The organism is Virgisporangium aurantiacum (assembly GCF_016863635.1).
GTDB classification, from domain to species: Bacteria; Actinomycetota; Actinomycetes; order Mycobacteriales; family Micromonosporaceae; genus Virgisporangium; species Virgisporangium aurantiacum.
Genome location: NZ_BOPG01000033.1, coordinates 79,550 through 105,216, shown reverse-complemented (window position 1 = coordinate 105,216; position 25,667 = coordinate 79,550). Strand labels below are relative to the sequence as shown.

Here is a 25,667-nt window from a genome sequence, read left to right as displayed (position 1 = left end):
GCCGTCTCCGGTTGGATGGCGTCATGACGCTGCGCTGGGGAATCATCGGGCCGGGCCGCATCGCCCGGAAGCTCGCCGCCGACTTCGCGGTGGTCGACGGCTGCGAACTGGTCGCCGTGGGTTCCCGCGATCCGGCCCGGGCCAAGGCGTTCGTCGCCGGCCTGCCACCGGCGCTGGCCGCACCGGTCCGGTCGTACGGCGGCTACGCCGACCTCCTCGCCGACCCGGCCGTCGACGTCGTCTACATCGCCACCCCGCACCGGCAGCACGCGGCGATCGCCGTCGCCGCGCTGAACGCCGGCCGGGCGGTTCTGGTCGAAAAGGCGTTCACCTGCACCGTGGCCGGCGCGCAGACCGTGATCGACACGGCGAAGGCGCACCGTCTGTTCGCCATGGAGGCGATGTGGACCCGCTTCGTGCCGCTGGTCGTCCGGCTCCGGGAACTGCTGGCCGACGGGGTCATCGGTGAGGTCCGGGCGGTGCACGCCGATCTGGGCGTCATTCGCGAGTTCGACCCGGCCGACCGGTTGTGGGACCCGGCGCAGGGTGGCGGCGCGCTGCTCGACCTGGGCGTGTATCCGGTGGCGTTCGCGCAGATGATCCTGGGCGAACCCGGATCGGTGGAGGTGCACGGCAACCTCGGTCGAACCGGCGTCGACGAGGACGTCGCACTGCTGCTCGGGTACGACTCCGGCGCCTGGGCGGTGCTCGACTGCTCGCTCCGGCTGCCGCTGGCCGGCGCGGCCAGCGTGATAGGCAGCGCCGGCCGGATCGACGTGCTGCCCCGCTTCCACCACCCGGTCGACATGGTGCTGCACCGCGTCGGCCACGACCCCACACCGATCCGGCTGCCGATGCTGGCGGGCGGCTACGCGCACCAACTGATCGAGGTGCGGGACCGGATCGCCGCCGGGCACCTGGAGAGCACGGTGATGCCACTGCGCGACACGCTGTCCGTGCTCCGCACTTTGGAAACCGCGCTGCAGCGGCTCGGCCTCCACCTGACCGAAGACGCCGACGCCATGCGTTAGCCCAGTCCGAGGCGTTGCAGGGCCAGGGCGACGTACCCGCGTTGCGCCCGCTGATGCCAGCCGGGCGGGAAGTCCGGCAGCTCCTCCTGCTCCTTGGCGTCGACCAGAACGGAGAGGGCGCGGTCGGGCAACCGCTGGCCGACGCGATACGCCAGGGCGACCGCGGCCGTGATCCGCACCAGGAACGAGGCATGGTCGAGCAGGGCCGTCATCCGCTCGACGACGACGGCGTCGGACCCGTCAAGGTGCGCGAGGGCGAGGTTGGCGCTCGCCCGCACGGCGTCGTCCCGATCCGCCGACAGCAGCGCCGCCACCGTGGACTCGGCCGCCGGGAACCAGGCCAGCAACTCCGCCGCCTGCGCCGCGATCTCCGAGTCGTCGTCGGCCAGCCAGCGCCGGTACGCGTCGACGTGCGCGGCGGCGGCCCGGTACGCGTCGGCGTCCCACTTCTCGGCACACGCGTCGGCAATGTCGACCCAGTCGTCGGTGAACTGCTCCTCGAGGTGGTACACCCGCTCGACGACCATGGCCTCCTGCTCCGCGGTCACCGCTTGGCCGGCGAAGGCGGTATCCGGATCGAACGGCAGGTCGCCGTCGTCCCGAGGGCCGATACCCACATGCCGCAACAACGTCGTCAGGGCCGCCCGGTCGGCCGTCGCCGGCTCGTCGACCAACCAGACGAGGAAGGGCACCACGTGTGCGCTCACCTGCCGTCGAGACCGGGGATTCGCACATCCGGCTCCCGTTACGTGGTCAGGCTTCTGAGCCGCTTGACCTCGGCGCTGAGTCGCAGAACGTCGGCAGCGGCATGACCGACGAAGTCGATGACCAGGTCGAGCCGCGGGTCGGGCGACGTGAGACGCTCGGAGCCCACCTGCACGCGGACATACATCTCGTTGTCGCTGTCCGGATCGCCACCCAGTCGAACGAAGCTCTCACCGCCGGTGCCCCCGCGCGTCTCCAACCACGTCGTCCACGGTGCCGGTGCGACGTCCAGCGCCTTGACCGCCCGTTCCTCGATCGCGGCGATGTCGGCGTCCGATAGTGACTCACTCATGTGATCCATTGTCCGAGCGCACCGCCACCCCTGCCCACTGCCCCGCCACCGCGTCGAGTCGAATCGTCGTTCGAGGGCGGCGCGGGACAGAGGAGTTGATCTCTGGACTGGGCAGCGAGGCACGTGTGCGTCGAGGTGGAACGTGCCTGAATGCCCAGTCCAGAGATCAACTTGTCGACCGCCACCCGAGCCGCCGGATCGTGGAGGATGATCAGGCCCCCAACACTGATCATCCTCCACGATCTCGCGTCGCTTGCCTGATCGGCTTCGAGGCATCGGGCCTGGCCCGCGCAGCGCGCGACCGCGGACGCCGACGCGGATAGGGACGCGGACGCAGGACCACCGGGCGGGCGGACGGCCGTCGACCGGGTCGACGTCCGCCCGGTACGGCGCAGGTCTGCACCGGGCGCACACCATCCGGGTCGGCGGCGGAGGAGGTGCGGCCACGGGCGAAGACGTACAGGCGTAGCACCAGGAACCGCCCGGTTCCGGCGAGTCCGGAGGCGCTCAGGTAGACGGCCTGCTCCCAGCGCATGCCGGCCGCCGGCTGCACCAGGTGCAGGACGGCGATGGCGGCCGAGGTGACCAGGTAGGCGACGGTCGCCGAGCCGGCCGACTGCACATGCTGACGCCAGTGCGCGCGCCGGCCGGCACCGAAGACGAACCGTGCGTGCAGCTCCGTTCCCAGCAGCGTCGACGCGACGGTGATCAGCGCGTTCGCGACCACCCACGGCATCAGCGTGGCTACCAGCGGCACCGCGGCACTGGACGCGAGCCCGACGCCACCGCCGAACAGAACGAACCTCGCAAAAGAGGCGAATGCGCTCCCGCCAGCCGGCCGGGCCTGCGACGGCTTCGACGGAGCGTGACTGTCGAGCATCAGACCCTCCATCGGCGTTCGTCATCCGGCATGTCCTCCGTGCACATTGGCCGCCGCCGCTGACAGCGCTCCCACAAACCGCTGACACGCCCGGTCAGCGCGCGTCAACGAGATGGCAGCGGCCGTCAACGAGATGGCAGCGGGCGTGAAAAGGCCGGGAATCCGGGACGGCGTGCAACCCTGCCCGGGCACGGCGCGGTCGTACGGGCTGACACCCCCAGCCGTTGGAGGTCCGCTTGTCCAGATCCGACGACGAGTTCCACGCGTTCGTCGCCGAACGCCTCGACCGATGGCGACGAAGCGCCTACCTGCTGTGCGGCGACTGGCACCTCGCCGACGACCTCGTTTCGCAGGCGCTGGTCAAACTGCACCGGAACTGGTCGAAGGTGCGCGGCGCCGACAACGTCGACGCGTACGCGCAGAAGGTGCTGACCCGGTGCTGGCTGACCGAGCGGGGACGCCGCTGGCGTCACCGGGAACAGACCCACTCCGACCCGCCGCACCGGGAGTCGCTGCCCGACGACCGGGTGGTCGACCGGCTGCCGTTGGCCGACCTGCTCCGCTCGCTCGGGCCACGCCAGCGGGCGGTGCTGATCCTGCGTTTCTACCTCGACCACTCGGTCGAGGAGACCGCCGAGATCCTCGGCGTGTCCCCCGGAACCGTCAAGAGCCAGTCGGCGCGCGCTCTGGGGCAGCTCCGCATCCAAACACCCCGATGAGACCGGAAGGAATCCCGATGCACCAGTTGTTCGACGAAGTGATCGGCACGCCGCCACCCACGACCATCGACTCGCGGGCGATCGTGCGCCACGACCGCCGGGTGCGCGCCACGCTGTGGAGCACGCTCGGCGCCACCGCGATGGCGGCCGGGCTGGCGGTGATCGTGCTCGCCACGGGCGGCGGACCCGCCGGCACGCCGCCCGTGGGCGCGCCACCGGCCGACCCCATGGTCCGCCCCGACAACCGTCTCGAACTGCGGTCGGCGACCCGCGAGGAGGCGCAGGTCAGCGCCGCCCGGCTCAAGGCGGCGCTCGACGCGGCCGTACGGGCGGCGGTTCCGTCGGCACAGTGGGACCCGAAGGGCTTCGACATCACCGTCATCGACTACGTGTCGCCGTTGGGATGGATCGGCCCGGCCGGGGTCACGAACGGCGGGGTGACGGGCAGCGTCAACGTCATGCTGCACGGCTTCCCCACGTCCATCAAGATCGATCCGCTGACCTGCGCGACGCTCGCGGCCGTTCCCGACAAGAAGGCGGACGGGCAGCGGGGCGACAACCCGGCCAGTGCTCCGCCGTGCGTCGACGCGACCACGGCGTCCGGCAAGCCGGTCGTCACGTACACGATGAACACCAAGGACACGAAGAGGTTCGAGGTCCGGATCGGACTCGCGGACAACCGGGTGATGACCATCACGAGCGGCGGTGACGAGAACACGCCCGCCCTGACCCTCGACCACCTCGTCCGGATCGCGCAGGAGGCGACCGACCGGATCAAATGATCACTACGAGGGGACGGGTTGCGCGCGCAACCCGTCCCTGACGGGTGAACCGTGTGGCGGTCTCCGGATGCTTTCGGGCACGGTTTAGGCTCCCGGGCATTGCCGGTGGAGGGAGACCGTGTGGAGTCTCAACCGGGTGTCCTGCAGGCGACGTTCTGGCCTGGTGGGCGGGTTCCGTCCGACGGGCATCTCGCGCTGTGGGGCGTCGACGATCTGGTCGAAGCGGCGGCGATGGTGATGCTGCCGGCGGGCGAACCCGCGCGGCTGCCGACCGTTCTCCCGGCGAGTGCCCGGGCCCGGCGGCGGGTCGTGCCGGCCGAGGTGCCCGCGCGGGTCGTCCCGGTGGGTACGGCGGTGCGCGCGCTGGCGGCGCTGCCGCTGGACTGGCCGGCGTGGCTTCGGCCGGGCGACTCGGTGCTGGCGTGGAGTGTGGCGGCCAAGCTGGCGTTGGAGTTCGTGGCGGGCGGGCAGCTCGTGCCGACGCTGCGCCCCGGCGGTCCCGGCAACGCCATCGCCGAATGGCGCATCGCGAATACCGGAGACGGCCGTATCGCCGCGCTGGCGGCGGCCCTCCCGCCGGCCGCTCACGCCCTCCGCCGGGACGAGGACGACTCGACGGTCTGGTCGGGCCCGGATCTGCTCACGGCCTTCTTCGACGCGGTCGCCGACAGTTGCGCCCGAAGCCCCGCATCCGGGCGGAGCAGTGCGAAGCGGCAGGAGTGGCTGGTGGCGTTGACCGGCGCCGACCCGGTCGTCGACGCCGCGACCGATTCGCGGATCGAGGACGTCGCGCGGTGGGCGGCACCGCTCGTCGACGCCGCCGGCGGTGGCGACGCGCGTCTGTGCGTACGGCTGGCGACCCCGCCGGCCGCCGTGGCGGCGAATGATCCGCAGACGCCGTGGCCGCTGAAGTACCACCTGACGACCGCGGACGATCCCAGTCTCATGGTGCCTGCGCTTCAGGTGTGGGAGGGCCAGACCGCGCTCCGGCGGTCCTCCGGAGATCCGCAGGAGACCCTGGTCCGCGGGCTCGCCGAGGCCGCGCGGCTGTTCCCTCCGCTCGATGCGAGCCTGTCGGAGCGGCGGCCGGTGGGCCTCGACCTGACGCCGGAGCAGGCCGCCGAATTTCTCACGCACGGCGCGTCCGCGCTCAGCGCCGCGGGTCTGGGCGTGGTGTTGCCGGCCGAACTGACGGCGGCGGGAGCGCGTCGGCTGCGGGCCCGGCTGCGGGTCGGGCAGCCGGTCTCCGATCCGGGCGCCGGGATCGTCGAGGGCGGTCTGTCGAGCGACGGGCTGCGGCAGTTCCGGTGGGAAGCGGCGATCGGTGACGACGCGCTGTCGCCCGAGGAGTTCGCCGAGATCGTCGCCCTGAAGCAGCCGCTGGTGCTGTGGAAGGGCCAGTGGGTCCGGCTGGACGCCGACGACCTGCCGAAACTGGTCGACCTGGTCGGCCGGTCGGGTGAACTCACCGGCGTCGAGGCCCTGTCGGTCGCCCTGGCCGGTGAACATCACACCGCCGAGTTCGGGCCCGTCGACGTGGTCACCGACGGCCCGCTGCGTGACCTCGTCGACCGGCTCCGTGGCGCGGGACAGGTGACCGAGCCGTACCTCCGCGACATCCACGCCACGCTGCGTGACTACCAGCACCGCGGCGTCGCCTGGTTGCAGTCGATGGCGGCTCTCGGGTTCGGTGCGGTGCTCGCCGACGACATGGGGCTGGGCAAGACCCTGCAGACCATTGCCCTGCTCGCCGGCCGGGACGGTGACCGGCCCCACCTCGTCGTGTGTCCGACGTCCGTCGTCGGCAACTGGGAGCGCGAGTTGGCGCGGTTCGCGCCGTACCTGCCGGTCATCCGTCACCACGGCCCGGACCGGCCGGCCACCATCGAGGAGTTCAAGCCGGGCGACGTCACGGTCACCAGCTACGGGCTGCTCCGGCGGGACGCCGCTCTCCTCACCGCGGTCGACTGGGACGTCGTGGCGCTCGACGAGGCGCAACAGATCAAGAACCAGGCCGCCCAGACGGCCCGGCTGGCCCGGCAACTTCCGGCCCGGGCCCGGGTCGCGCTGACCGGTACACCGGTGGAGAACCGGCTCTCCGAACTGTGGTCCATCATGGACTTCGCCAATCCCGGCCTGCTGGGGCCGTTCACCCGCTTCCGCGAGCGGTACGCCGTCCCGGTCGAACGGTGGCGCGATCCGGATGCCACCGCCCGGCTGCGTCGCACCGTGGCGCCGTTCATGCTGCGACGCGTCAAGAGCGACCCGGCGATCGCCGCGGACCTGCCGCCGAAGATCGAGTCGGTCATCGCCTGCAGCCTGACCCGGGAACAGGCGACGCTGTACCAGGCGGCCGTCACGGCGCTGCTCGACGAGCAGAACCTCGGCCAGGGCATCGCCCGGCAGGGACGGGTGCTCAAGCTGCTCACCGCGCTCAAGCAGATCTGCAACCACCCGGCCCAGTACCTCGGACAGTCCGGTCCGGTTCTCGGCCGGTCCGGCAAGCTCGCCCGGGCCACCGAGATGCTGGCCGAGGTGGTCGACTCCGGTGAACGGGCGATCGTGTTCACCCAGTACCGGGAGATGGGCGACCTGCTGGCCAAGCACCTGGGCACGGCGCTGCGGCTGCCGAAGGTCCCGTTCCTGCACGGCGGCGTGAACCGCGCCGCCCGCGACGCGATGGTCGCGGCGTTCCAGACCGACGACAGCGCGCCTCCGCTGCTTCTGATCAGCCTCAAGGCCGGTGGAACCGGGCTCAACCTGACCCGCGCCACGCACGTCCTGCACTACGACCGGTGGTGGAACCCGGCCGTGGAGGACCAGGCCACCGACCGGGCCTACCGGATCGGGCAGACCCGCACCGTCAACGTCCACAAGCTCGTCACCGCCGGCACGCTGGAGGAACGGATCTCCACCCTGCTGGAACAGAAGCGCTCACTCGCCGACGCCGTGGTCGGCGCGGGCGAAACGTGGCTCGCCACTCTCGACGACGCCGACCTGCGCGCCCTGGTGTCGCTGTCCACCGAGAACGTGGAGGACTGATGGTCGCCACACGGTTCGGGTTGACCTGGTGGGGGCAGCGGTGGATCGCGGCCCTGGAGACGCTCGGCCGGGCCTACGCCAACCGGCTGCCGCGCGGACGCACCTACGCCCGCAACGGATCGGTCACCGACCTGACCGTCGCGCCCGGCGTGGTGACCGCACGCGTCCACGGCAGCCGACGCACGCCGTACCGGGTCAGCCTGCGCATCCCGGCCTTCACCGATCCACAGTGGACGGCCGCCACCCACGCCCTCGCCCGTCAACTGCGACACGCCGCCGCGCTCCTCGACGGCCGCATGCCCGAGGACGTCGACGAGACCCTCGACGCCGTCGGCCTGTCCCTGTTCCCCACCGCCCGCGACCTGACCACGACCTGCTCGTGCCCGGACGAGGCGAACCCGTGCAAGCACGTCGCCGCCGTCCACTACACGCTCGCGCACACCTTCGACGCCGACCCGTTCCTGCTGCCGGCGCTGCGCGGCCGCGACCGCACCGCGCTGCTCGCGGCGATCCGGGCCGCCCGGACCGGCACCGCCACCGGCCCCGACGAACCCACCGACAACAGCGCCGGTGTACCGATCTCGACGCTGTCGGCGGCCACCCTGTTCAGCGCCGCCGGCGACCTGACCACGATCGCCCTCCGGCCCGACCACACCACCGACCCGCACACCACCCTGCGCCGGCTCGGACCACCACCCGGCTTCGACTCGCTCGACTTGCTGGCCGACGCGGTCGAACGCGCCGCCGGCCGCGCCCGCGTACTGCTCCACGACGACACCGACGATCCTGTCCTCAGCGTGCTGCGTCAGATCGGACCCGCGACAACGGCCGACCTCGCCACGGCCCTCGACCAGCCCGCACCCGACATCCGGGCGGCGCTGCGCACCCTCGTCGCCGCCGGGCTCGTGTCCCGCACCGGCCATGCCAGAACCACGAAGTACCACGCCTGATCGCGCGATCCGACAGTGCCTTGCGATGATCGTCCAATGACGGAGTTCCATGCCGCGACGGCCCGGTTGACCGACGCGGCGCCGGGCCTGCGGCCGGCGGCGGTGGAGGGCCTGATCGCGCTTGGCGTGGCCGATCCCGACGCGCGGCAGCCGGTGACGAACGCGGTCTGCGCGTGGTTGCGGACCCCGGCCGACGCGAGCGAGACCGGCGAGCGTCGCGCGGCGCTGCGCCTGCTCACCCACCACCTCCGCACCTGGGACGGCGTCTTCGTCGACCTGTCCGGCGCGACGCTGTTCGACGCCGACTTCCACGGCTGCCGGCTCGACGATCCCGACTTCGCCGACACCCGGTTCCACGGCACCACGACGTTCGACCGCGCCGTCGTCGACAACGAGGCCGCGTTCCACCGCGCGGTCTTCTACGGTGACGCCAGCTTCGTCGGCGCCCGGTTCACCGGCGACGCCGAGTTCGGCCGGGCCCGGTTCCGCGGCCGCGCCGACTTCACCGGCACGGCGTTCGGCGGCATGGCCTGGTTCGGCCGGGGCGCCCACACGTGGTGGGACGACGACGAGCGGTGGGACACCGTCGAGGAGATCGACCCGGCGCCGTGGGACGAGCCGAACGAGGACGACCCCGACTGGCCGGTCGCCGTGCTCGTCGAGGACTACCAGGACTTCGAGGAGGGCGGCGTCGGTGCCCTGTTCGCCGGCGAGGCGTCCTTCCGCGACGCCCGGTTCCTCGGGCCGACCTGGTTCTACCACGCCCGGTTCGGCGCCACGGCGACGTTCACCGGTGCGCACTTCGCCGGACGGGTCCACCTCGACCAGCCGACCGTCGACCTCACCGGCGCGCGGTGGGGCGGCGGCACCGCCGACGGCGGGTCCGTGTGGCCGCTCGGCTGGACGGTCGGTCCGGCCGGTTCCGCGGGGTGCGCGGTGATCCCGGACGAGGCCGTGGCACCGTACGCGCGTCACCTCGCCGACCGCGACCCCGCGACACGCGCCGAGGGCCTGCGGATCCTCGACCGCCTCGGCGACGACCGGCCGGAACTGCGGCAAAAGATTTTTGTGACGCTGTGCGCACTGCTTCGCGAGCCCGTCCCGTTCGGTCTGCGCGCGACCGACCGCACCCCCGCGCAGACCGCGCTCCTGCATACCCGGCAGCAGGCGCAGCGCGTTCTCGCCGAGCGGCTACGACCCGGGCCGGGGCAGTGGAAGGACGTCGACGTGTTCCTCTGCGGCGCCACGCTCGTCGACCTCGACCTCAGCGACTGCGAGGCCGGATACGTCGATTTCGCCGGCGCCCAGTTCCACGGCACGACCCGCTTCGACGGCAGCCGGTTCGACCGGACCGCGTACACCCTGGACGGCCCGTCCGGCCACGCCACCGTCCACGGCGACGTCACGTTCGCCGCCGACCCACCGGCCGACGTGGTCGTGCACGGCACCATCCGCTGATCACGTTCTGGCGCTGTGGACCTTCGCTGACCGGAGCCGGTACTGCGAGGGTGGCACGTCGTACCGGTCGAGGAACGCGTGCCGGAGCGACTGTGTGCCGCGGCCTCCGTTCGGACCCGGCGCACGTACTGTCCCGGGGTCTCGCCGACGGAGGTGAGGAACAGCCGCGACAGGTGCCGTTCGCTGACACCGGCCAGGCGAGCCAGTGTCGGGGTGCTCAGGTACGGACCGCCGAGCTCATGGACCACTGGGGTGGGGTACGTCTACGTCCAGGGCGGCTACACCGCCCAGCAGGCGTTGGCGGCCGGGGTGCTCGACGAGATCCAGGTCCATCTCATCCCGGTGCTGCTCGGCGGTGGCCGGCGGTGACCGCGCCTCCCGCGTGGGGAATCCGGTCGTGCGCCGGTCGGCGTCTCGGTACTGTTCCGCGGATGCGGGTCCGGGTGTTCGCCGATGCCGACTGGCCACAGGTGTGGCAGATCGTCCACGAGGTGGTGCGGGCTCAGGAGACGTTCCCGTACGACCCGGCGATGACCGACGGGCAGGCGCGGGATGCGTGGATCGAGGCACCGCCGGGGTTGACGGTTGTCGCTGTCGACCGCGATCGGGTGGTCGGGACGGCGAAGATGGGGCCGAACCGGTCCGGCCCCGGAGCACACGTGTCCACCGCGAGCTTCATGGTCGCCGCGGCGGACCGCGGCCGGGGTGTCGGCACGGCGCTGCTCGACTTCGCGGTCGGCTGGGCCAAGGCCGAGGGATACGCCGCGATGCAGTTCAACGCGGTCGTCGAGACCAACCGCTCCGCCGTCGAGCTCTACCGCCGGCACGGCTTCGAGGTGGTGGGGACGGTGCCCCGTTCGTTCGCCCATCCCACGCTGGGCCGGGTCGGACTCCACGTCATGTACCGCGAGTTCTGACGACCGTATCCGGCCTGTGACCTCGGTCAGCACGTCGGCCACCCCGTGCCGCGGGTCACTATATATAGATGACCCTCAATGCACGGTGGAAAGCAAGGTGGACGCTGTCCGTGATCGCCGCCGTCGCCGCGGCCGGCGGTGCGGCGGTCGCCCTCGCCCCGGCCGCGGACGCCGCCCCGGCGTGCCAGGTGGCCTACCAAGGTAACCCCTGGGCGGGCGGTTTCACCGCCAACGTGCGGATCACCGCCGGCGCGCAGGCGATCAACGGCTGGACGTTGACGTGGACCTACACCGGCGACCAGCGGGTCACGAACGGCTGGAACGCCACCGTCAGACAGTCCGACCAGACGGTCACCGCCACGAATCTGTCCTGGAACGGCAGCCTCGCACCGGGCGGATCGACCGAGTTCGGCGTGCAGGGCACCTGGACCAGCGCCAACCCGACCCCGACCGCGTTCACGCTCAACGGTCTCTCGTGCAACGAGCCCGGCCCGACCCCCTCGTCCCCGCCGCCGTCGCCATCCGGCCCGGTGAGCCCGTCCGGTTCCGTGAGCCCGTCCGGCCCGGTGAGCCCGTCGGCATCCGGTTCGACCGGCCCCGGCGGCGGCTGCGGATCGGCGGCCCTCTGCGACGGGTTCGAGAACCAGCCGGGCGGCACCCCGTCCGGCAGCTGGAGCGTCGTATACCCCAACTGCTCCGGGACCGGCACCGCGACCATCGACACGTCGGTCGCCCGCAGCGGTCGCAGGTCCGTCCGCGTCGCCGGCGGCGCCGGCTACTGCAACCACGTCTTCGTCAGGTCCACAGTGGACCTTTCGTCGATCAGGCCGGTCTGGTACGGGCGGTTCTACGTCCGCCATACCACGACCCTGCCGGCCACCCACGTCACGTTCGCCGCGATGCGCGACGCCGCCGACAACGGCAAGGACCTCCGCATCGGCGGCCAGAACGGCGCCCTGCAGTGGAACCGCGAGTCCGACGACGCGACCCTGCCCGAGCAGAGCCCGACCGGCGTCTCCCTCAGCCGCCCGTTGGCGACCGCCTCGTGGACCTGCGTGGAGTACCGCGTCGACGGCACCGCCGGCCACCTACAGACCTGGATCGACGGCGCCCCGGTCACCGGCCTGGTCATCGACGGCGTCGCCACCCGCGACATCGACTCGCAGTGGCTCAACCGGGCGAACTGGCGCCCGAACCTCACCGATCTGCGACTCGGCTGGGAAAGCTACGGCAACGACGCCGACACCCTCTGGTTCGACGACGTCGCCCTCGGCGCCTCCCGCATCGGCTGCTGATCCGAGCCCGCCTGCCGCCCGGCCGGACACCCTCCAGCCGGGCGGTCAGCGGTCAGTAGGACCCGACCGTCGTCGCGTCAGCGGTGAGGTTCGACGTCGTCGGCTTCTCCATCGCCGGACACGACAGGCCCGCCTTGGGCACCGTCAGGTTGAGCAGGTACGCCTCCACCGCACCGTTGATGCACTGGCTCGGCTTGGTCGGGCCGTATGCCGTGTGGTACCAGCCTTCGTAGGTGATGAGGTGCGACCCGCTCTGGGCGGCCGCGGTCCTGTTCCACTTGTACACCGTGGCGTAGTCGTGAATGTTGCCGATCATGACGAGCGGCGGCGCTCCGGTGATCTTGAGGGGACGTTGCGGGTTCGTCGTCGGCAGCGGCTCGCCGATACAGGTCATCACGTTGTCGACGTAGGGACTCCACTGCATGTTGGGGAACCGCCGCGCGAGTTCGGTGCGCATGGAGTTGTACTCGACGAAGTCCTTGATCGGGTAGTTCCAGTCGCTGCACCAGACCCCGGTGAAGATGTCGTTGACCAGTTCGACCGGCGCCCGCATCGACGCGGTGACCGCGCCGTTGCCGTCCCGCAGCGCTTTCAAACTGTTGGCGACGTTGTGCCACTCCGGTGGCCGGCCCGAGTTGAACGCGAGGTTGGCCAGGGCGTAGAAGTCGACCGGCTGGCCGGTGGCCGGATCGGTGAGGGTGCCGGCCTTGGCCCGCTCCCGCAACGTCCCGTAGGTCTTCCTGGTGTCCTGGCCGTAGAGCGCGCAGGCCGGGGTGGTGTCGCACCACTGGGCGAACTCCAGGAAGTTCTGCTCGACCGGCGCGGTCTGGTCGATCATGAAGTCGAAGGCCGAGGGCAGGCTGTGGTCCATGTTGCCGTCGTTGACCATCGCGCGGATGCGGGTCGGGAACATCTCCGCGTACTGCTGGCCCATGAGCGTGCCGTAGGAGAAACCGAGGTAGTTCAGCTTCGCCTCACCCAGCGCGGCGCGGACAGCGTCGATGTCGCGCGCGGTGGTGCGGGTGTCGAGGTGGTCGACCAGCGAACCGCTGTGGTCGCGGCAGGTCTTGATGAACTGCCGGTTGAGCCCGGCCAGCTTGTCGAACTCGGCCTGGCTGGTCGGCCGCTTGGCGGCGCGCATGTCGTTGTACACCGTGTTGTCGCACAGCAGTTTCTGGCTGGTGTTGACGCCGCGCGGGTCGAACCCGATGACGTCGAACCGTTGGGCGACCGGCGCGGTGATCCGGTTGCCGTTCAGGACGTAGTCGACCCCGGAGCCGCCGGGCCCACCCGGGTCGAATACCAGTGCGCCCAGCCGGTTCGCCGGGTCCTTCGCCTTGATCCGGGCGATGCCGACGTAGGTCTTCGCGCCCCTCGGCGCGGACCAGTCCAGCGGTACCGCGACCGTGCCGCACTCGACCTCCGGCCTGGTCGGACAGGGCTGCCAGTTGACCGCGGGCACTTCGTAGCCGGACACTCCGGCCACGTCCGCGACCTCCGCCGCGCTGGCCGAGACCGGCATGATGACGGCACCCGTCACCACGACCATCCCGACCAGCAACGACCACTTAGGTTTGCGCATCCCGATTGGATTCCTTTCCGCGGGGGCGAACAGACCGCGGCCACGCTAGCGATCACCCCTGCCAGGAAGCTCACACGAGCCGCCAACGCGTGAAAGGTCCAAGACAGCGCCCGGTTACCAGGCCCGGATGACTTCTCCGGTACGCCACCCCTCCACGCTTCGTTCGAAGGCGGCGGCGATTACCGACATGGGCACGGGGGTGCGGCCCGGGTTGAAGCGGCCGAACTGCTCGGCGCTGTCCTGGGCCATGCCCGGGCTGACGGCGTTGATCCGGACCTCGCGGCCGAGGCTGAGGGCGGCGGACCGGACGAAGCCTTCGACGCCGCCGTTCGCGACGGCGAAACTCACCGCGTCGGGAATCGGGTCGTCGAAGATGTAACCGGAGACGAGGGTGAACGAGCCGCCGGCGGAGATCTGCGACCTGCCGAGCAGAACGAGGCGGATCTGCCCGAGGAGCTTGCTGTGCACACCGAGGGCGAGCTCTTCCTCGGTCGCTGTCCCGAACGGGCCGAAGTGCGCCTCGCCGGCCGTGCAGACGAGCGCGTCGAAGCGTCCGACCTGTTCGTACATGAGTCGCACCGAGTCCGGCGAGCCGATGTCGACCCGGACGTCGCCGGAGCTGCGCCCCGCCACGACGACGTCATGTCGAGCCGACAGGAGCTCGACGACGGCCTTACCGATGGTGCCGCCGCCACCGACCACGATGATGCGCACGAGCGTTTCCTCCGTTGCGATGACCCGGGCGCTGCGGCAGGTCGCCGCCGGGCCCGGGTGAGGATCGATCGCTCGATGATGGGTGACCGCGGAGCCGTCGGCCAAGGACCGTTCGCTACAGCCGAACGGTGCGGGCCACGCGCTTCCGGGTCGCGGCGACGGCACGGGCGTACACGTCGCGCCGCGCGGCGAACCGCTCGCTCGTGGCGCAGACGCCGAGCGATCCGGCGGGTTCGTCGCCCACGCGCAGCGCCGCGGCGGCGCACTCCACGCCGTCGAGCGCACGCTGTGGTCCGACGAGCACTCCGCGGTGCTCGGTGCCCAGAACCTGGCCGAGGGGCGTCGACTCCGCCGCGACGGGGACGGTCGGAGCGGCAACTCCCCCGGCCGGGACGACACTGGCGACGTACAGGACCCGGTCGCGGTCAAGGGCGGCGACGTGGACCGTCTCGCCCAGCTCCCGGGCGAGTTCGCGCGCGGCGGGGATGACGGTGGTGCCGTGCCCGTGAGACTGCAACATCGTGCGAGCCAGCCCGACCAGCCGCCAACCGAGCCGGTACTTCCCGCACGCCATGCGCTCCACCAGGCCGGCATGGGCCAGCTCCCGGAGCAGCTCGTGCGCGCTCGACTTCGCGACGCCTACCTCGGCAGCCACCTCGGTAGGACCCCAGTAGGGCCGCTCGACGGAGAAAAGCTCAAGGACCTCGGCGGCCCGGCGAACGCCACGCACTCCCGAACCCTAGCTCGCGCTCTCTACGCGTCCCCTGACAGCGATCCGATCCCGGGGAAACAAACGTGGAGGCTCACGCCCGTAGGCGTGAGCCTCCACACGTTGCGCTGCGGCTCGGATCAGGCAGAGACCACGGTGTGGAGCTTCTGCGCGATCGCCGACTTGCGGTTCGCGGCCTGGTTCTTGTGAATGACGCCCTTGCTGGCCGCCTTGTCGAGCTTCTTGCTGGCGTCCTGCATGAGGGCGTTCGCCGTCTCGTTGTCGCCGGCGGCGGCCGCCTCGTGGAACTTGCGGATCGCCGTCTTCAGCGAGGACTTGACGGACTTGTTGCGCAGGCGGCGCTTCTCGTTCTGCTTGTTCCGCTTGATCTGCGACTTAATGTTCGCCACGCGTCAGCCTCGTTTGATCGTTCGGGTGTACTTCGGAGGTTGCATGGGACATCGATCGCATCACCATGCGCAAGGAGCCAGCCTACCAGCCGACCCCGGAGCGGCCAAAACGGCGCCCGCCACGGCTCAGTTCGTCGATGCCGAGGGCGACGCCGAGCCGCTGGTGGACGGACCCGCGGACGGGGCGACCGCCGGCGGCACGTACGGGATGGCGCTGCCCTTCACGTACTCCGTCCAGGTGATGTCCCAGTCGGTCCAGCCGTTCTGCCACTTCACGTGCTCCTCGGTGCCCTTGATGATCACCGGGTCGCCGATCTGGGTGACCCCGTAGAGCCACTGGGCGTTCGCGGCCGAGATGTTGGTGCAGCCGTGTGACACGTTGCGCCTGCCCTGGTCGCCTTCCGACCACGGCGCCGAGTGGATGTACTCGCCGTCCCACGTGATGCGCTGGGGGTAGTACACCTTCGTGCGGTAGCCGTCGGCCGAGTCGTTCGGGACGCCGAAGCTCGCCGAGTCGAACCACTCCCACTCGTTCTTGATCATGATGACGAAGTTGCCGCTGGCGCTCGGCGTCGCCTTCTTGCCGAAGCTCACCGGGATCGTGCGCAGCAGCTGGCCGTCCTTCGTGACGGTCATCTGCTTCGTGGCGTTGTCGGCCTCCATGATGATGCGGGAGCCGACCTTGGTGTTGATGGTGAGGTCCTGCGAGCCGTACCGGTTGTTGCCCATGAGCAGCCCGCCGATCGCGGCGCGCACCGACAGCGTGGTGCCGGCCTGCCAGTACTCCTTCGGGCGGAAGTGCACCTCTTTGTTGTTCCACCAGTACCAGATGCCCTCCTGGGGAGGGTTACTGGTGACGAACAACCGCTTCTGGACGTTGGCCCGCTGGTCCTTGGCGATGTCGTTGCTGAAGCTGACGATGATCGGCATGCCGACGCCCAGCGTCTGGTTGTCGCCGATCACCGTGGACGCCTTACCGGTGCTGCCGGGCTTCGCCATCGTGGTGAACGTGACCGTCTTCGACTCGGACTTGCCGCTCGCCGACGTACCGGTGATCTTCGCGGTGTACTGGGTGCCCCAGGTGAGCATCTTCCCCGGGACCCAGGACGACTTGTCGGCGCGCAGCGCGCCGTCGATCTTGTTACCGGCGGCGTCGGTGAGCTCGACGGTGCTGGTGGCGCCGTCGGTGGTGTAGGCGATCTCGGTGGCCGCCGGGACGTTCGTGGCACCCTCGGCCGGCGCGGTGACCGCGACGTTGACCGGTGCCTCGGCGGGCGTCTCCGTGTTGGGCTTGCCGTCGGCGCCGTACCACTTCGGCTTGTCGCCGCCGCAGCCGGCCGCGGTGAGCAGGACCGCGGTGGCCAGGGCGGCCGCCCCGAGGGTCACACGGAATCGCCGTGGGGCCGAAGGGCTCGTTCGCATCGTCGTCTCCAAGGTCACCAACGTGCCGCCGGGCGAAGTGGTCCGGCGTAGCAGTACCGATCACATAAACGCGATCTCCGTACTTCTAGACGCCGTACTTCTCCCATGGAACGTCCCATGCCGTCCAACCGTTACCGGCTTGTAATACGCGCTCGGTGCCCCGAACGATCACCGCATCGCCGACCATCGTCTGCTCGAAGAGCCAGCGCGCCTGGTCAGGGGCAACATTAACGCAGCCGTGTGACACATTCCGGACGCCTTGATCCTTCACTGACCACGACGCGGAGTGGACGTACTCTCCGCCCCAGGTCAGTCGCTGTGCGTACTCGATGTCGACCCGATACCCATTCGGGCCGTCGGTGGCACGGGTGTCGAAGACGGTCTGCTCGGCCTTCTCCATGATCACCATCTGCCCACTCGACGACGGTGTCGACGGCTTGCCGAGGCTCACCGGCAACTCCCGGATGACCTGCCCGTTCAGCAGCACCCGCATCTTCTTGGTGGCATTGTCGACGTCGAGCACCAGCGACCGGTCAGCGATCTTGACCGTGGCCGAGCGGTCGGTGTCGCCCCACTTGCTGCCGATCGGCAGACCGGTCAACCCGCTACGAACGGTGATCGTGGTGCCCGGCTTCCAGTACTGCTCGGGCCGGAAGAGCACCATCCGGGCCGAGTGCCAGTGCCAGCGCCCCACCTGCGGCGGGTCGGACTTCACGAACAGGCGCCGGGCCACCGCCGCCCGCGAGGCCTCCGGGATGTCCGACTCGAACTCGACCGCCACCGGCATCGCCGTGCCGTAGGTGTTCCCGTTGAACAGGTACAGACCCGAGCCCACCTTGCCGCCACCGGGTCGGGCCATCGTCGAAAAGCTGGTCGTCTTCGTCTCCGGCGCCGCCCCGTTGGTCGCGGCCGCGGTGACCGACGCTGTGTACGTCCGGTTGTATTCGAGGGGTTGGCCGGGCACCCACGTCGTGCCGTCCGCGCGGAGCTCGCCCCCGATGGCCTTGCCCTTGTCGTCGACCAGCGTGACCGTCGTGACCTTGCCGCCGCTGACGCGGGTCTCGACCTCGGCCGTGATCGGCAGGTTCTTCGTGCCGGCCGCCGGACCGACCTCGAACACGAAGGGCACCGGCGGCGGCGAGGAACTGGCGGGGGCCGTCGCCGCGGGCTCGGCCGCGCCCTTGTCCGGCTCGTCGTTCCCGCAGGCGGCAACCCCCAACGGAACAAGCAGGGCTATTGCGATCAGCACTCGCCGGACTACCATCTGTACTCCTAGCTCCCCCAAGCCCCGCGGCGGGGACGCAGACATGGTGCCGCATGTCCGCACGCTTGCGCGACCACCCTTATCCGGTTGGGAGGGGGCGCGGAGTGCGTGTTATGGTTTTGGCCGTTCCAGTGAGCGCCGCTAGCTCAACTGGCAGAGCAGCGGACTCTTAATCCGCGGGTTCGGGGTTCGAGTCCCTGGCGGCGCACAGCTTTCGAGCAGACCGTATAGCCGAGTGGCTATGCGGTCTCGATCTTTGTGGGGCCGGGGTAAGGCCCGGTGCGCTCCGCCATCGCCGTGCGATGACCTGCGGGTTCGGATCAACTGTCTACGAGTGAGCGGATCGTCGTCCCGTCCGAGGCTCGATCACGCGGCCGTTCGCCCAGATCACGGCGATTGTGTTGCCGTTCCGCCGCGTCGTAGTGGTGTCCCGGCTCGTGGCAGGTGTCGATCGGCCGGGTGAATGCCGAGGTTCTCCGGTATTCGCTCCCACGATTGGGTGTCCTCCAGGTAACGCCGCCGCCGTGCGGCGGATCCTTCCGAAGGGAGCCCATCATGGCCGCTCAATCATCCTCCGAGCCGTCCGCGGGTGTCTTCAAACGGTGTGGCTGCCGCAACCCGGGCACCGGGCGACGGCTGGGCCCAGGCTGCCCATTGCTGGACCGCCCAGAGCACGGTAGTTGGTACTTCGCCGCTGAGCTTCCTCGGGAGGCTGGCCGGCGGGTACGGCTGCGCCGCGGCGGTTATGCCAGTTGCGTGCTGGCCCGCGTGGCGCGGGAGAACCTGCTCGCCGCACCCCGCGGCCTCGTAGCAGGGCGGGTATGGACGGTCGAGCGGTGGCTGCGGCAGTGGCTGGACCTGGTCGATGTGTACCTGCGTCCGACGACGCTGCGCGGCTATCGCGAACACGTGCACCGCTACCTGATTCCGTACCTCGGCCACCACACCGTGGCCGAACTGGGCACCCGGGACGTGCAGCAGATGCTGCGCGGTCTGGCCGCTCACCGCACCCCGACCGGGCGGCTGATGGCCCCGGCCACCATCGCCCGCATCCTGGCGACCCTGCGCACGGCACTGGCGGCGGCAGTGCGGGAAGGACTCATCGCGGTCAACCCGGCCGCGGCGTCCCGCGCACCCCGCCCCACCGGATGCCACCCGGTGGTGTGGACCAGCAAACGCGAGCAGGCGTGGCGGGCAGGTGGGCAGCGCCCGCCGGTGGCGGTGTGGGACACCCATCACCTGGTCGCGTTTCTGCGCGGCTGCCGCGATGATCGGTTCTTCGCGCTGTGGTGGTTGGCGGCCTTGTGCGGGCTGCGCCGCGGCGAACTGTGCGGCTTGACCTGGCCCACTGTGGACCTCGACGAGCAGACGTTGACGGTGGCGGAGCAGGTCGTCTGCGTCGACGGCAAGACTCACGTCGGTCCGCCGAAGAGTCTGGCCAGCCGCCGCACCATCGCCCTCGACGACGCCACCGTCGCCGTGCTCCGCCATCACCGACGATTGCAGCGGGCGGAAGCCGAGGGGTGGACCGCCGACGCCAGGGGGCATGTGTTCACACTGCCCGACGGCCGGCCCGTCCTCCCGTCGGTGGCCAGCCACACGTTCACCCGCCGGATCCGCGCTGTGGGCCTGCCGCCGGTGCGGCTGCATGACCTGCGGCATGGTGCGGCCAGCCTGAACTTCGCCGCCCACGACGATCTGAAAGCCGTCCAGGCCCTGCTCGGGCACAGCAGCCCGGTCACCACAGCCAAGATTTACATCAGCGTCTTACCCGAGCTTGCTCACCGGCGTGCTCAAGCCACTGCTCACATGTTGCTGACCGCCGCTCGCGTCAAACCCGACGCCGGAAACTCGCAAGCATGACCGCCTCCGCACGGCCGCTGGTGCAACCGCGTCGGCGGTCGTGCTGAGTCGAATCCGTACACGGCTTGCCGTACGCCGCGATTCTCGGGCTTGGTGTCACCTTCACGCCGGCGGGTCGTCCGATCGGCGCAATGACGAGGTCGGTTCGGAGCGACGACATAGCCTCCACTTCATGCAGGCGCGCCGTCACCGCATACGTCAGCGGCAACGCCTCGACTCCGCACGGGACTGGATTCGGTCAGGTGCCAAGATCACGGCAGGGAGTTACGCCAGGCGCTACGGCGTCGACCGGTACACCGCCTTCGACGACCTGGCCGCCCTCGGGTACCGCATACCGGAACCGGCGCGTCGGTGGGCACAGCGCCCACCGGCTACACCGCGCCGCCGAGCCGGGCGACGCGACACAGAACCGCTCGACGACGACTCATGGATCATGCTGGACGGCCGCCCGTTCTTCGTCGCCGGCTACACCGCCGATGGCGCTCCCTTCGGGATCTTCGCCGACGAGATGCCGGCCGCCGGTGATCAATAACCAAGCGGAAACGTACCGACCCATGACGGACAGCGGGAGCTGCACGGCGGTCGCGCATCGCCTACGGAGCCGCTATCCGCGCGCCTCGGGAACGTACGGGATGAGGCCCTTCTGCCATGCCTGCATCTGCAACTCCTCCGGCAGGCTGCGGGCGTCGACGACGAAGCCGTCGACCTGGATCAGCCAGGCCATCGGGTTGCGGTCGAGCATGTCGCGGCGGGTGTACTCCGGATCCATCAGGCCGATGCGCAGGGTCTCCATGATGAGGCGTCCCTTGTCGGCGATCGTCGTCTGCTTGACGCCGATCAGGTCTGCCAGGTCGTCGGTGCGTAGGTGCGGGTGTTGGGCCGGGTCGGCGAGAAAGTTGATCCGACCGGCCGCGTAGACGATTCCGGCTGCCGAGATCCGCCGGTCTCCGCGGGCGAGCGGGGACGGGCGTTTGCGGGCCAGTTTCGCGGCCACCTTGATGCACAGTTCGGCGTACTCCGCGTCCAAGTGTTGGTCGCAGAAGGCGTCGGTCACCGCGACTATCTCCTCGAAGACCGGCTGGATCGCTGCTGGCACCCGCGGCGGCGCTGGTTCCGGCATGCCCGCGTCCCTTCGGTGTCGGCGCTGATCCGGGTGGGATGCTACCGCCGCCGGGCCAGTTCCTGCGCCGCACGGAGTTGAAGCTCGTCGGGCTGCTGCCCGAGCGCGGTCTGACAGGCGGCGCGGAGCGGGACAAGCTGGTCCAGTGCGGATTCGGGGTCTCCGGTGCGTATCGCCAACTCGACTCCCGGCGTCAGCCAGGACATGGCGGTGGCGTGGTCGCCAAGGTCGTGGTACTCGCTGCCGGCTTGGACGAAAACCCAGACGTCGTCGGGGAAGTCGGTGCGGGCGGTGTCCCAGAGCCCGCGGGCGGTGGGCTCGTGCCCACTGCGCATGAGCTTCTCGGCCAGGTCGCACAGCAGCTCGCCGGCCTCGCTGTGGCCGTGCCGTGATGCTTTGGTCGCGGCCGTCACGGCTTCGTCGATTCGGCCGAGGGCGAGGTAGGCGTCGACGAGTTCCTCGGTCCACGCAGCCACATCCATAAGGCCGTCGTCGTGGGCGTATGCGAACCGCAGGTATTTTTCCAACGCCGCGGCGCGCTTCGACGGGTCGTCACCGGCCCGGGTGACCTGGTCCATCAACTTGTCGATGCGCCGCTCCAGCGGATCCTTCAGGTACACGGCCAGATTTTACCGCCGCGGCCACCGGTCAGGGCCGGCGGCGGCTGCGTCGCACCTGGCGGTGCAGAACTGATGGCCTCGCGGCCCGGCGGGTCGGGGCGGGGGTTGCGGCGGGGCTGTGGTGTTCCCCCGTCAGGTCCAGATCGACGATCTTTCTTACCGACCACGGTGGGACCGGGCGGGCCGGTGTTCGACCGCGACGTCGACAGGGGTCCAGGTGATGCCGGGGATGTGATGCAGCGGTGTGTACGGTTCGGCGGCCCATCGCCAGGCGGCGGCGAGGCTGGTGGTGATCTCGGCTCGTGCGGCGGCATTGTCCGGCGGGCAGACGTCGAGGGCGATTTGACGCAACGCGGCGACGTCACCGAGCTTGACGGTAACTGTCCACTGTAGACGGCAGCCGGTTGGTCCGGATGGGTGGACGCTGATGTCGGCGGTGGGTAGGCGTACTGCGTCGGCTTCGAAGAGTGGCCGGAGCCCGGCGGTCGGGTCGAGGAGCCAGTTGAGTGCGGCCAGCCAATCGCGGCGCAGAAGCCGCCGGGTTCGCTGGTCGTCGTCGGTGTCGTCGGCCTCGCCGATCACGATGGTCGGAGCGTGGTCGAAGACGCGGACGGCCCACGTGCACAGGGATTCGCGCCGGCGTAGGTGAATGTCGGCGGTGACGGTGCGGGCGTAGGTCATGCCCGTTCGGCCCTGTTCGCTGCGGGAAACCGAAGGCTGCCGCTCGGGTTGTGGCACGTCGAACAGGGCCGGCTGGTCAGGCATCTCTACCGTCCGGGGTGGGTGTTGTGGTGGGTGGCCCAGATGTCGGGGTGTAGCCGCCCGTGGGACGACACGTCGAGTCCGGCGCCTTGGGCCCTGGGCAATACGTTCATGCATATTGTCACCGTCGAAACCCACCCGCCAAGTGGGGCCTGTGCACGGCGGCGACGATCAGGTCCGGTGGCCGTCGTACCATCGTGCCGGCGGTCACGGTCCCGGAAGCGTGTCCGCGCTCGCAAGATGCGGAGGATTCGGATGGCGCGTCTGTCGGCCTGCATCGGCCGGTGGCGGATCGTGTCGATGGAGCTGTGGGACTCCGACGCGATCGACCTGGTAGGGCCCGGCTTCATCGAGTTCCGCCGCGACGGGACAGGGCGCTTCGGGTTCATCGCCGTCACAGGGTGGATGGACTGCCGCGAGGACACCCGCGACGGGCGAGTTCGTGTCGAGTTCACCTGGGAAGGCAGCGACGAAGGCGACCAGGTCAGCGGACGAGGGTGGGCGGCGTTGACCGACGACGGCAGCCTCGACGGGCGTATCGTCTTCCACCTCGGTGACGACTCGGGCTTCCACGCGGTACCTGCCGATCCCGGACCGGCAGCCAAGCGCACGGCCCAGAGGCGCCGCCGAGCGACGTGAGCGAACGGCTGTCCATCGTCGTTTTGGTTGAGCCCGCAGCCGGTTCTGTGATCGGCGCACCGTAATGTCGGATGGGTGGATGCTGCGAGCGTAGTTGTCGCCGCTGGGTCGGTTGATGTCGGGCGTGCCGCCGCTTTGGTGCGGGGCTGTCGCGTTGTGGCGCAGGCGGTCCGGTTGGCGGGTTGGGCGGGTGCGGCTCCGCGGTCGGTGACGGCCGGTGGGGTGTTGCGCCGTCCGGACGTGGGCGCGGCCGGTGCGGTGCTGGGGGTGGCGGTGCCGTCGAAGGTCCGTACCGCTGCGGACGTGCCGGCGCTGCATCGGCCATGGTGTGTGGCGGTGGGCATGGGGCTGCTCAACGTCGATGCGGGCAAGGCCGGGGCCGGGCCGGAACTGTCGCGGTGGGAGGCGTTGGACGAGAAGGCGGTGCTCGACGGGTGGCTGGCCGGCCTGCGGGCGGTGTGTGCCGCCGAGTCGGACCGCCGTTTCCCGGACAGTGTGTCGATCCTGGTGTCGGCGGCGCTCGGTGTCCTCGCGGTGGACACGGTGTCCGCCGGAGACGACCTGTTCGGCTTGGTCCACGCGGTGCTGCACAGCAGACCCGAACTGTACGACCGGTTCTCCTACACCACCGTCGACCGGTACATCGACGCGGACACCGGACGCCTGGGCGGGTTGCTCGACCTGCTCGCGATGTTCGGCGCGGTGACCGGCGGTCCGGGTGAGGAACGGATCACCGAGTTGGGCCGGTGGGCCCTTTCCCGTCTGAAGGATGAGGAACCGGTGAGCATCGACGCCGATGCTGCAGCCGGTCAGGTGGTAGCCACGCTGGCCGATGTCGCGGGCGACCAGGGCAAGTGGGTGGCGGTGCAATCATGGCTGGCGACCCGCCGGCCCGCAGCGGCTGCGGACGAACTCCTCGCCGCCGCCACAGGCACCTGCGCGGCCCTGCGGCTGGCCGCCGTCTCCGTGGTGATCGGTCTCGGCGAGGCCGCGTTGCCAGCCTGGCGACGTGCGGCGACGTCACCGGATCTCGGCCCACACGCCCGCGCGGTCCTCGCCGCCTGGGAGGACTCGGACCCCCCACCCGCCGACGGACGGTGGTTGGCTGTCGAGTTCGCCGCCGGTGCCCTGACCGGCGCCGGTCCGGACGAGGCGCTCAGTTGTGTCTACGACGCCTTTCCCGGCCCGGAGCTGGACTCGCGGCTGGTCGCCGTGAATGCCAGCGGCCACCCGGAGGGAACGGCTCTGGCCGAGGCTCTGGCGGCGTTCGTCGCCTCCGGAGCGCCACGCGCCGTCGACCAGGCACTCCAGCTCAAGGTCACCCTGGCCCGGTGGCGGCCACCGATCTGGCGACGGGTCCTGCTACCGGCCACCGCCACCCTCGCCGATCTGCACCGGGTAATCCAGGTGCTGTTCGGCTGGGACGGCGATCACCTGCACGTCTTCACCGTCGGCCGCAACCGTTACAGCGACCCGTTTCACGACCTCGACGAGACCGACGACGAGTACCAGGTACGGCTGAATACGGCGTTTGCCGCGGACACGACGATCGGCTACGAGTACGATTTCGGCGCGGGCTGGCGCCACGAGATCGCATTGGAGAAGATCCTCGCCTGCGACCCCGCCCGCACCTACCCGGTCTGCACCGCGTTCAAGAGTGACTCCCCGGTGGAGTACTGGTCCGAAGACGACCCAACCGACCCGGAACCGTTCGACCTGACCGAGATCAACCACCGCCTGCGGACGTCGGAAGAGAACGCCCCGGTGTCCGCCATTACGACACCGCACGGTCCGCGAACTGGCTGATCAGCCGACCACGAGTCACGTCGAGCGGTGGCCATCAGTGTTCTCGCGCCTGAGGCTGTCGAGGGTCACCACCAGGCCCGCGACGACAACGTGGCGCCGACGCGGACGACCTGCGGTGCGTTGACGGCAGCGAACGGCCAGGCGGGTGCCGCGTGGGTGATCGATGGGTGATCCATGGTTTTGGAACTGGGCGACAGGTCTCAGCACGGCGTGACCTTCGGATGCCACGCTGCCGGTCATCGAGCAGCAAAAAGCAGCACCGACTGGTGCTGCGAAGTGGCCAGTGATAGCGGCCGATTTATGCTCTTACTTCGCTGGTTCGTGTCACCGAGGGTCCGCAAGTGCCGCAGGGTGTCCGGACCTGTCGTCGAGTGCTGGCTGTACACCTCGGTTCTGAGCACTCGTCCAGGCCACGCCGTACGTCGCGGGGAGATCATCCGGCGAAGCCGCTGTTCAGAGCGCTGGTGGCCGCGTGGCCGACTAGTGACGCCAGCGGATTCGATGTCCGCTACCCCGGGCTGGGCCGTACCTGAAGCGTGGTCGGACGCCCATGAACCCGCAAGGATGGACGTCCGGCCACGATCCGTTCTGAGACCGCCGATATCGATGAGTCCGCCGACATGGT

25 protein-coding genes and 1 tRNA gene are annotated in these 25,667 nt (G+C 70.2%); 14 read left to right on the top strand and 12 right to left on the bottom strand.

Features of this window, described 5'->3' with window-relative positions; translation table 11 throughout:
* Window positions 1-23: 23 nt before the first annotated feature.
* Window positions 24-1,031: a Gfo/Idh/MocA family protein gene (locus Vau01_RS26160; protein ID WP_203997352.1), complete on the top strand. Its 1,008-nt coding sequence runs from the start codon at window positions 24-26 to the stop codon at window positions 1,029-1,031.
* On the opposite strand, the gene Vau01_RS26155 is transcribed toward Vau01_RS26160, so the two are convergent.
* From Vau01_RS26155 to Vau01_RS26145, 3 genes are all read right to left on the bottom strand, one after another.
* On the bottom strand, window positions 1,028-1,726 hold the full coding sequence (locus Vau01_RS26155; protein ID WP_203997350.1) for a HEAT repeat domain-containing protein: 699 nt from the start codon (window positions 1,724-1,726) through the stop codon (window positions 1,028-1,030). The genes Vau01_RS26160 and Vau01_RS26155 overlap by 4 nt on opposite strands.
* A gap of 50 nt (window positions 1,727-1,776) precedes the next feature.
* Window positions 1,777-2,088: a hypothetical protein gene (locus Vau01_RS26150; RefSeq protein WP_203997348.1), complete on the bottom strand. Its 312-nt coding sequence runs from the start codon at window positions 2,086-2,088 to the stop codon at window positions 1,777-1,779.
* 229 nt (window positions 2,089-2,317) lie between these two features.
* Window positions 2,318-2,968: a GtrA family protein gene (locus tag Vau01_RS26145; protein WP_203997346.1), complete on the bottom strand. Its 651-nt coding sequence runs from the start codon at window positions 2,966-2,968 to the stop codon at window positions 2,318-2,320.
* A gap of 236 nt (window positions 2,969-3,204) precedes the next feature.
* Here Vau01_RS26145 and Vau01_RS26140 point away from each other — a divergent pair, with 236 nt between their 5' ends.
* The 8 genes from Vau01_RS26140 to Vau01_RS26100 all read left to right on the top strand — a co-directional run bounded on the left by Vau01_RS26140 (window position 3,205) and on the right by Vau01_RS26100 (window position 12,131).
* Window positions 3,205-3,687 carry a SigE family RNA polymerase sigma factor gene (locus Vau01_RS26140; protein ID WP_203997344.1) on the top strand — a complete coding sequence of 161 codons (483 nt, stop codon included), beginning with the start codon at window positions 3,205-3,207 and terminating at the stop codon, window positions 3,685-3,687.
* Between the two features lie 17 nt (window positions 3,688-3,704).
* Window positions 3,705-4,469, top strand: a complete 765-nt coding sequence (locus tag Vau01_RS26135; protein WP_203997342.1) for a hypothetical protein — start codon at window positions 3,705-3,707, stop codon at window positions 4,467-4,469.
* A 120-nt stretch (window positions 4,470-4,589) separates the two neighbouring features.
* Window positions 4,590-7,511: a DEAD/DEAH box helicase gene (locus Vau01_RS26130; protein WP_203997340.1), complete on the top strand. Its 2,922-nt coding sequence runs from the start codon at window positions 4,590-4,592 to the stop codon at window positions 7,509-7,511.
* Window positions 7,511-8,461, top strand: coding sequence for an SWIM zinc finger family protein (locus Vau01_RS26125; RefSeq protein WP_203997338.1), 951 nt, complete (start codon window positions 7,511-7,513; stop codon window positions 8,459-8,461). The genes Vau01_RS26130 and Vau01_RS26125 overlap by 1 nt, the downstream gene beginning before the upstream one ends.
* Window positions 8,462-8,497: 36 nt before the next feature.
* Window positions 8,498-9,919, top strand: a complete 1,422-nt coding sequence (locus Vau01_RS26120) for a pentapeptide repeat-containing protein (RefSeq protein WP_203997336.1) — start codon at window positions 8,498-8,500, stop codon at window positions 9,917-9,919.
* Window positions 9,920-10,171: 252 nt separating this feature from the next.
* Entirely contained in the window at window positions 10,172-10,288 is a 117-nt protein-coding gene (locus Vau01_RS26110) for a dihydrofolate reductase family protein (protein WP_239151856.1), read from the top strand.
* A 62-nt stretch (window positions 10,289-10,350) separates the two neighbouring features.
* Window positions 10,351-10,836, top strand: coding sequence for a GNAT family N-acetyltransferase (locus Vau01_RS26105; protein WP_203997334.1), 486 nt, complete (start codon window positions 10,351-10,353; stop codon window positions 10,834-10,836).
* 68 nt (window positions 10,837-10,904) lie between these two features.
* Window positions 10,905-12,131 carry a cellulose-binding domain-containing protein gene (locus Vau01_RS26100; protein ID WP_203997332.1) on the top strand — a complete coding sequence of 409 codons (1,227 nt, stop codon included), beginning with the start codon at window positions 10,905-10,907 and terminating at the stop codon, window positions 12,129-12,131.
* A gap of 52 nt (window positions 12,132-12,183) precedes the next feature.
* Here the strand turns inward: Vau01_RS26100 and Vau01_RS26095 are convergent, their stop codons facing one another.
* From Vau01_RS26095 to Vau01_RS26070, 6 genes are all read right to left on the bottom strand, one after another.
* Window positions 12,184-13,713: an alpha/beta hydrolase gene (locus Vau01_RS26095; protein WP_203997330.1), complete on the bottom strand. Its 1,530-nt coding sequence runs from the start codon at window positions 13,711-13,713 to the stop codon at window positions 12,184-12,186.
* Window positions 13,714-13,827: 114 nt separating this feature from the next.
* Window positions 13,828-14,427 carry a short chain dehydrogenase gene (locus tag Vau01_RS26090; RefSeq protein ID WP_203997328.1) on the bottom strand — a complete coding sequence of 200 codons (600 nt, stop codon included), beginning with the start codon at window positions 14,425-14,427 and terminating at the stop codon, window positions 13,828-13,830.
* A 115-nt stretch (window positions 14,428-14,542) separates the two neighbouring features.
* Window positions 14,543-15,157 (bottom strand): helix-turn-helix domain-containing protein, encoded by a 615-nt coding sequence (locus Vau01_RS26085; protein ID WP_203997327.1) that lies wholly within the window; start codon window positions 15,155-15,157, stop codon window positions 14,543-14,545.
* A gap of 119 nt (window positions 15,158-15,276) precedes the next feature.
* On the bottom strand, window positions 15,277-15,546 hold the full coding sequence (rpsT, locus tag Vau01_RS26080; protein ID WP_203997325.1) for a 30S ribosomal protein S20: 270 nt from the start codon (window positions 15,544-15,546) through the stop codon (window positions 15,277-15,279).
* Between the two features lie 126 nt (window positions 15,547-15,672).
* Window positions 15,673-16,932: a L,D-transpeptidase gene (locus Vau01_RS26075; protein WP_239151855.1), complete on the bottom strand. Its 1,260-nt coding sequence runs from the start codon at window positions 16,930-16,932 to the stop codon at window positions 15,673-15,675.
* 121 nt (window positions 16,933-17,053) lie between these two features.
* Entirely contained in the window at window positions 17,054-18,232 is a 1,179-nt protein-coding gene (locus Vau01_RS26070; protein WP_203997321.1) for a L,D-transpeptidase, read from the bottom strand.
* 135 nt (window positions 18,233-18,367) lie between these two features.
* Here Vau01_RS26070 and Vau01_RS26065 point away from each other — a divergent pair.
* From Vau01_RS26065 to Vau01_RS26055, 3 genes are all read left to right on the top strand, one after another.
* A tRNA-Lys gene (locus tag Vau01_RS26065) sits at window positions 18,368-18,440 on the top strand.
* Between the two features lie 548 nt (window positions 18,441-18,988).
* The gene (locus Vau01_RS26060; protein ID WP_203997319.1) at window positions 18,989-20,095 is read left to right on the top strand and encodes a tyrosine-type recombinase/integrase; all 1,107 of its coding nucleotides are present in this window, start codon (window positions 18,989-18,991) and stop codon (window positions 20,093-20,095) included.
* Between the two features lie 172 nt (window positions 20,096-20,267).
* A complete protein-coding gene (locus Vau01_RS26055; RefSeq protein ID WP_203997318.1) occupies window positions 20,268-20,627 on the top strand; it encodes a hypothetical protein in 360 nt (119 codons plus the stop codon).
* Between the two features lie 72 nt (window positions 20,628-20,699).
* On the opposite strand, the gene Vau01_RS26050 is transcribed toward Vau01_RS26055, so the two are convergent.
* From Vau01_RS26050 to Vau01_RS26040, 3 genes are all read right to left on the bottom strand, one after another.
* Window positions 20,700-21,215: a DUF6398 domain-containing protein gene (locus tag Vau01_RS26050; protein WP_203997316.1), complete on the bottom strand. Its 516-nt coding sequence runs from the start codon at window positions 21,213-21,215 to the stop codon at window positions 20,700-20,702.
* Between the two features lie 41 nt (window positions 21,216-21,256).
* Complete coding sequence (locus Vau01_RS26045; protein ID WP_203997314.1) at window positions 21,257-21,835, bottom strand: tetratricopeptide repeat protein; 579 nt, start codon at window positions 21,833-21,835, stop codon at window positions 21,257-21,259.
* 156 nt (window positions 21,836-21,991) lie between these two features.
* Window positions 21,992-22,600: a hypothetical protein gene (locus Vau01_RS26040; protein ID WP_203997312.1), complete on the bottom strand. Its 609-nt coding sequence runs from the start codon at window positions 22,598-22,600 to the stop codon at window positions 21,992-21,994.
* Between the two features lie 297 nt (window positions 22,601-22,897).
* Here Vau01_RS26040 and Vau01_RS26035 point away from each other — a divergent pair, with 297 nt between their 5' ends.
* Window positions 22,898-23,236: a hypothetical protein gene (locus Vau01_RS26035; protein ID WP_203997310.1), complete on the top strand. Its 339-nt coding sequence runs from the start codon at window positions 22,898-22,900 to the stop codon at window positions 23,234-23,236.
* A 156-nt stretch (window positions 23,237-23,392) separates the two neighbouring features.
* Complete coding sequence (locus Vau01_RS26030; protein WP_203997308.1) at window positions 23,393-25,042, top strand: plasmid pRiA4b ORF-3 family protein; 1,650 nt, start codon at window positions 23,393-23,395, stop codon at window positions 25,040-25,042.
* The last annotated feature ends 625 nt before the right edge of the window (window positions 25,043-25,667 follow it).

Bases quoted from the DNA above. Each gene is read 5' to 3' on its own strand.
- Vau01_RS26160 (WP_203997352.1), top strand. From the start codon at position 24: ATGACGCTGCGCTGGGGAATCATCGGGCCGGGCCGCATCGCCCGGAAG.
- Vau01_RS26150 (WP_203997348.1), bottom strand. From the start codon at position 2,088: ATGAGTGAGTCACTATCGGACGCCGACATCGCCGCGATCGAGGAACGG.
- Vau01_RS26145 (WP_203997346.1), bottom strand. From the start codon at position 2,968: ATGCTCGACAGTCACGCTCCGTCGAAGCCGTCGCAGGCCCGGCCGGCT.
- Vau01_RS26135 (WP_203997342.1), top strand. From the start codon at position 3,705: ATGCACCAGTTGTTCGACGAAGTGATCGGCACGCCGCCACCCACGACC.
- Vau01_RS26125 (WP_203997338.1), top strand. From the start codon at position 7,511: ATGGTCGCCACACGGTTCGGGTTGACCTGGTGGGGGCAGCGGTGGATC.
- Vau01_RS26120 (WP_203997336.1), top strand. From the start codon at position 8,498: ATGACGGAGTTCCATGCCGCGACGGCCCGGTTGACCGACGCGGCGCCG.
- Vau01_RS26105 (WP_203997334.1), top strand. From the start codon at position 10,351: ATGCGGGTCCGGGTGTTCGCCGATGCCGACTGGCCACAGGTGTGGCAG.
- Vau01_RS26100 (WP_203997332.1), top strand. From the start codon at position 10,905: ATGACCCTCAATGCACGGTGGAAAGCAAGGTGGACGCTGTCCGTGATC.
- Vau01_RS26095 (WP_203997330.1), bottom strand. From the start codon at position 13,713: ATGCGCAAACCTAAGTGGTCGTTGCTGGTCGGGATGGTCGTGGTGACG.
- Vau01_RS26070 (WP_203997321.1), bottom strand. From the start codon at position 18,232: ATGGTAGTCCGGCGAGTGCTGATCGCAATAGCCCTGCTTGTTCCGTTG.
- Vau01_RS26055 (WP_203997318.1), top strand. From the start codon at position 20,268: ATGCAGGCGCGCCGTCACCGCATACGTCAGCGGCAACGCCTCGACTCC.
- Vau01_RS26050 (WP_203997316.1), bottom strand. From the start codon at position 21,215: ATGCCGGAACCAGCGCCGCCGCGGGTGCCAGCAGCGATCCAGCCGGTC.
- Vau01_RS26040 (WP_203997312.1), bottom strand. From the start codon at position 22,600: ATGCCTGACCAGCCGGCCCTGTTCGACGTGCCACAACCCGAGCGGCAG.
- Vau01_RS26035 (WP_203997310.1), top strand. From the start codon at position 22,898: ATGGAGCTGTGGGACTCCGACGCGATCGACCTGGTAGGGCCCGGCTTC.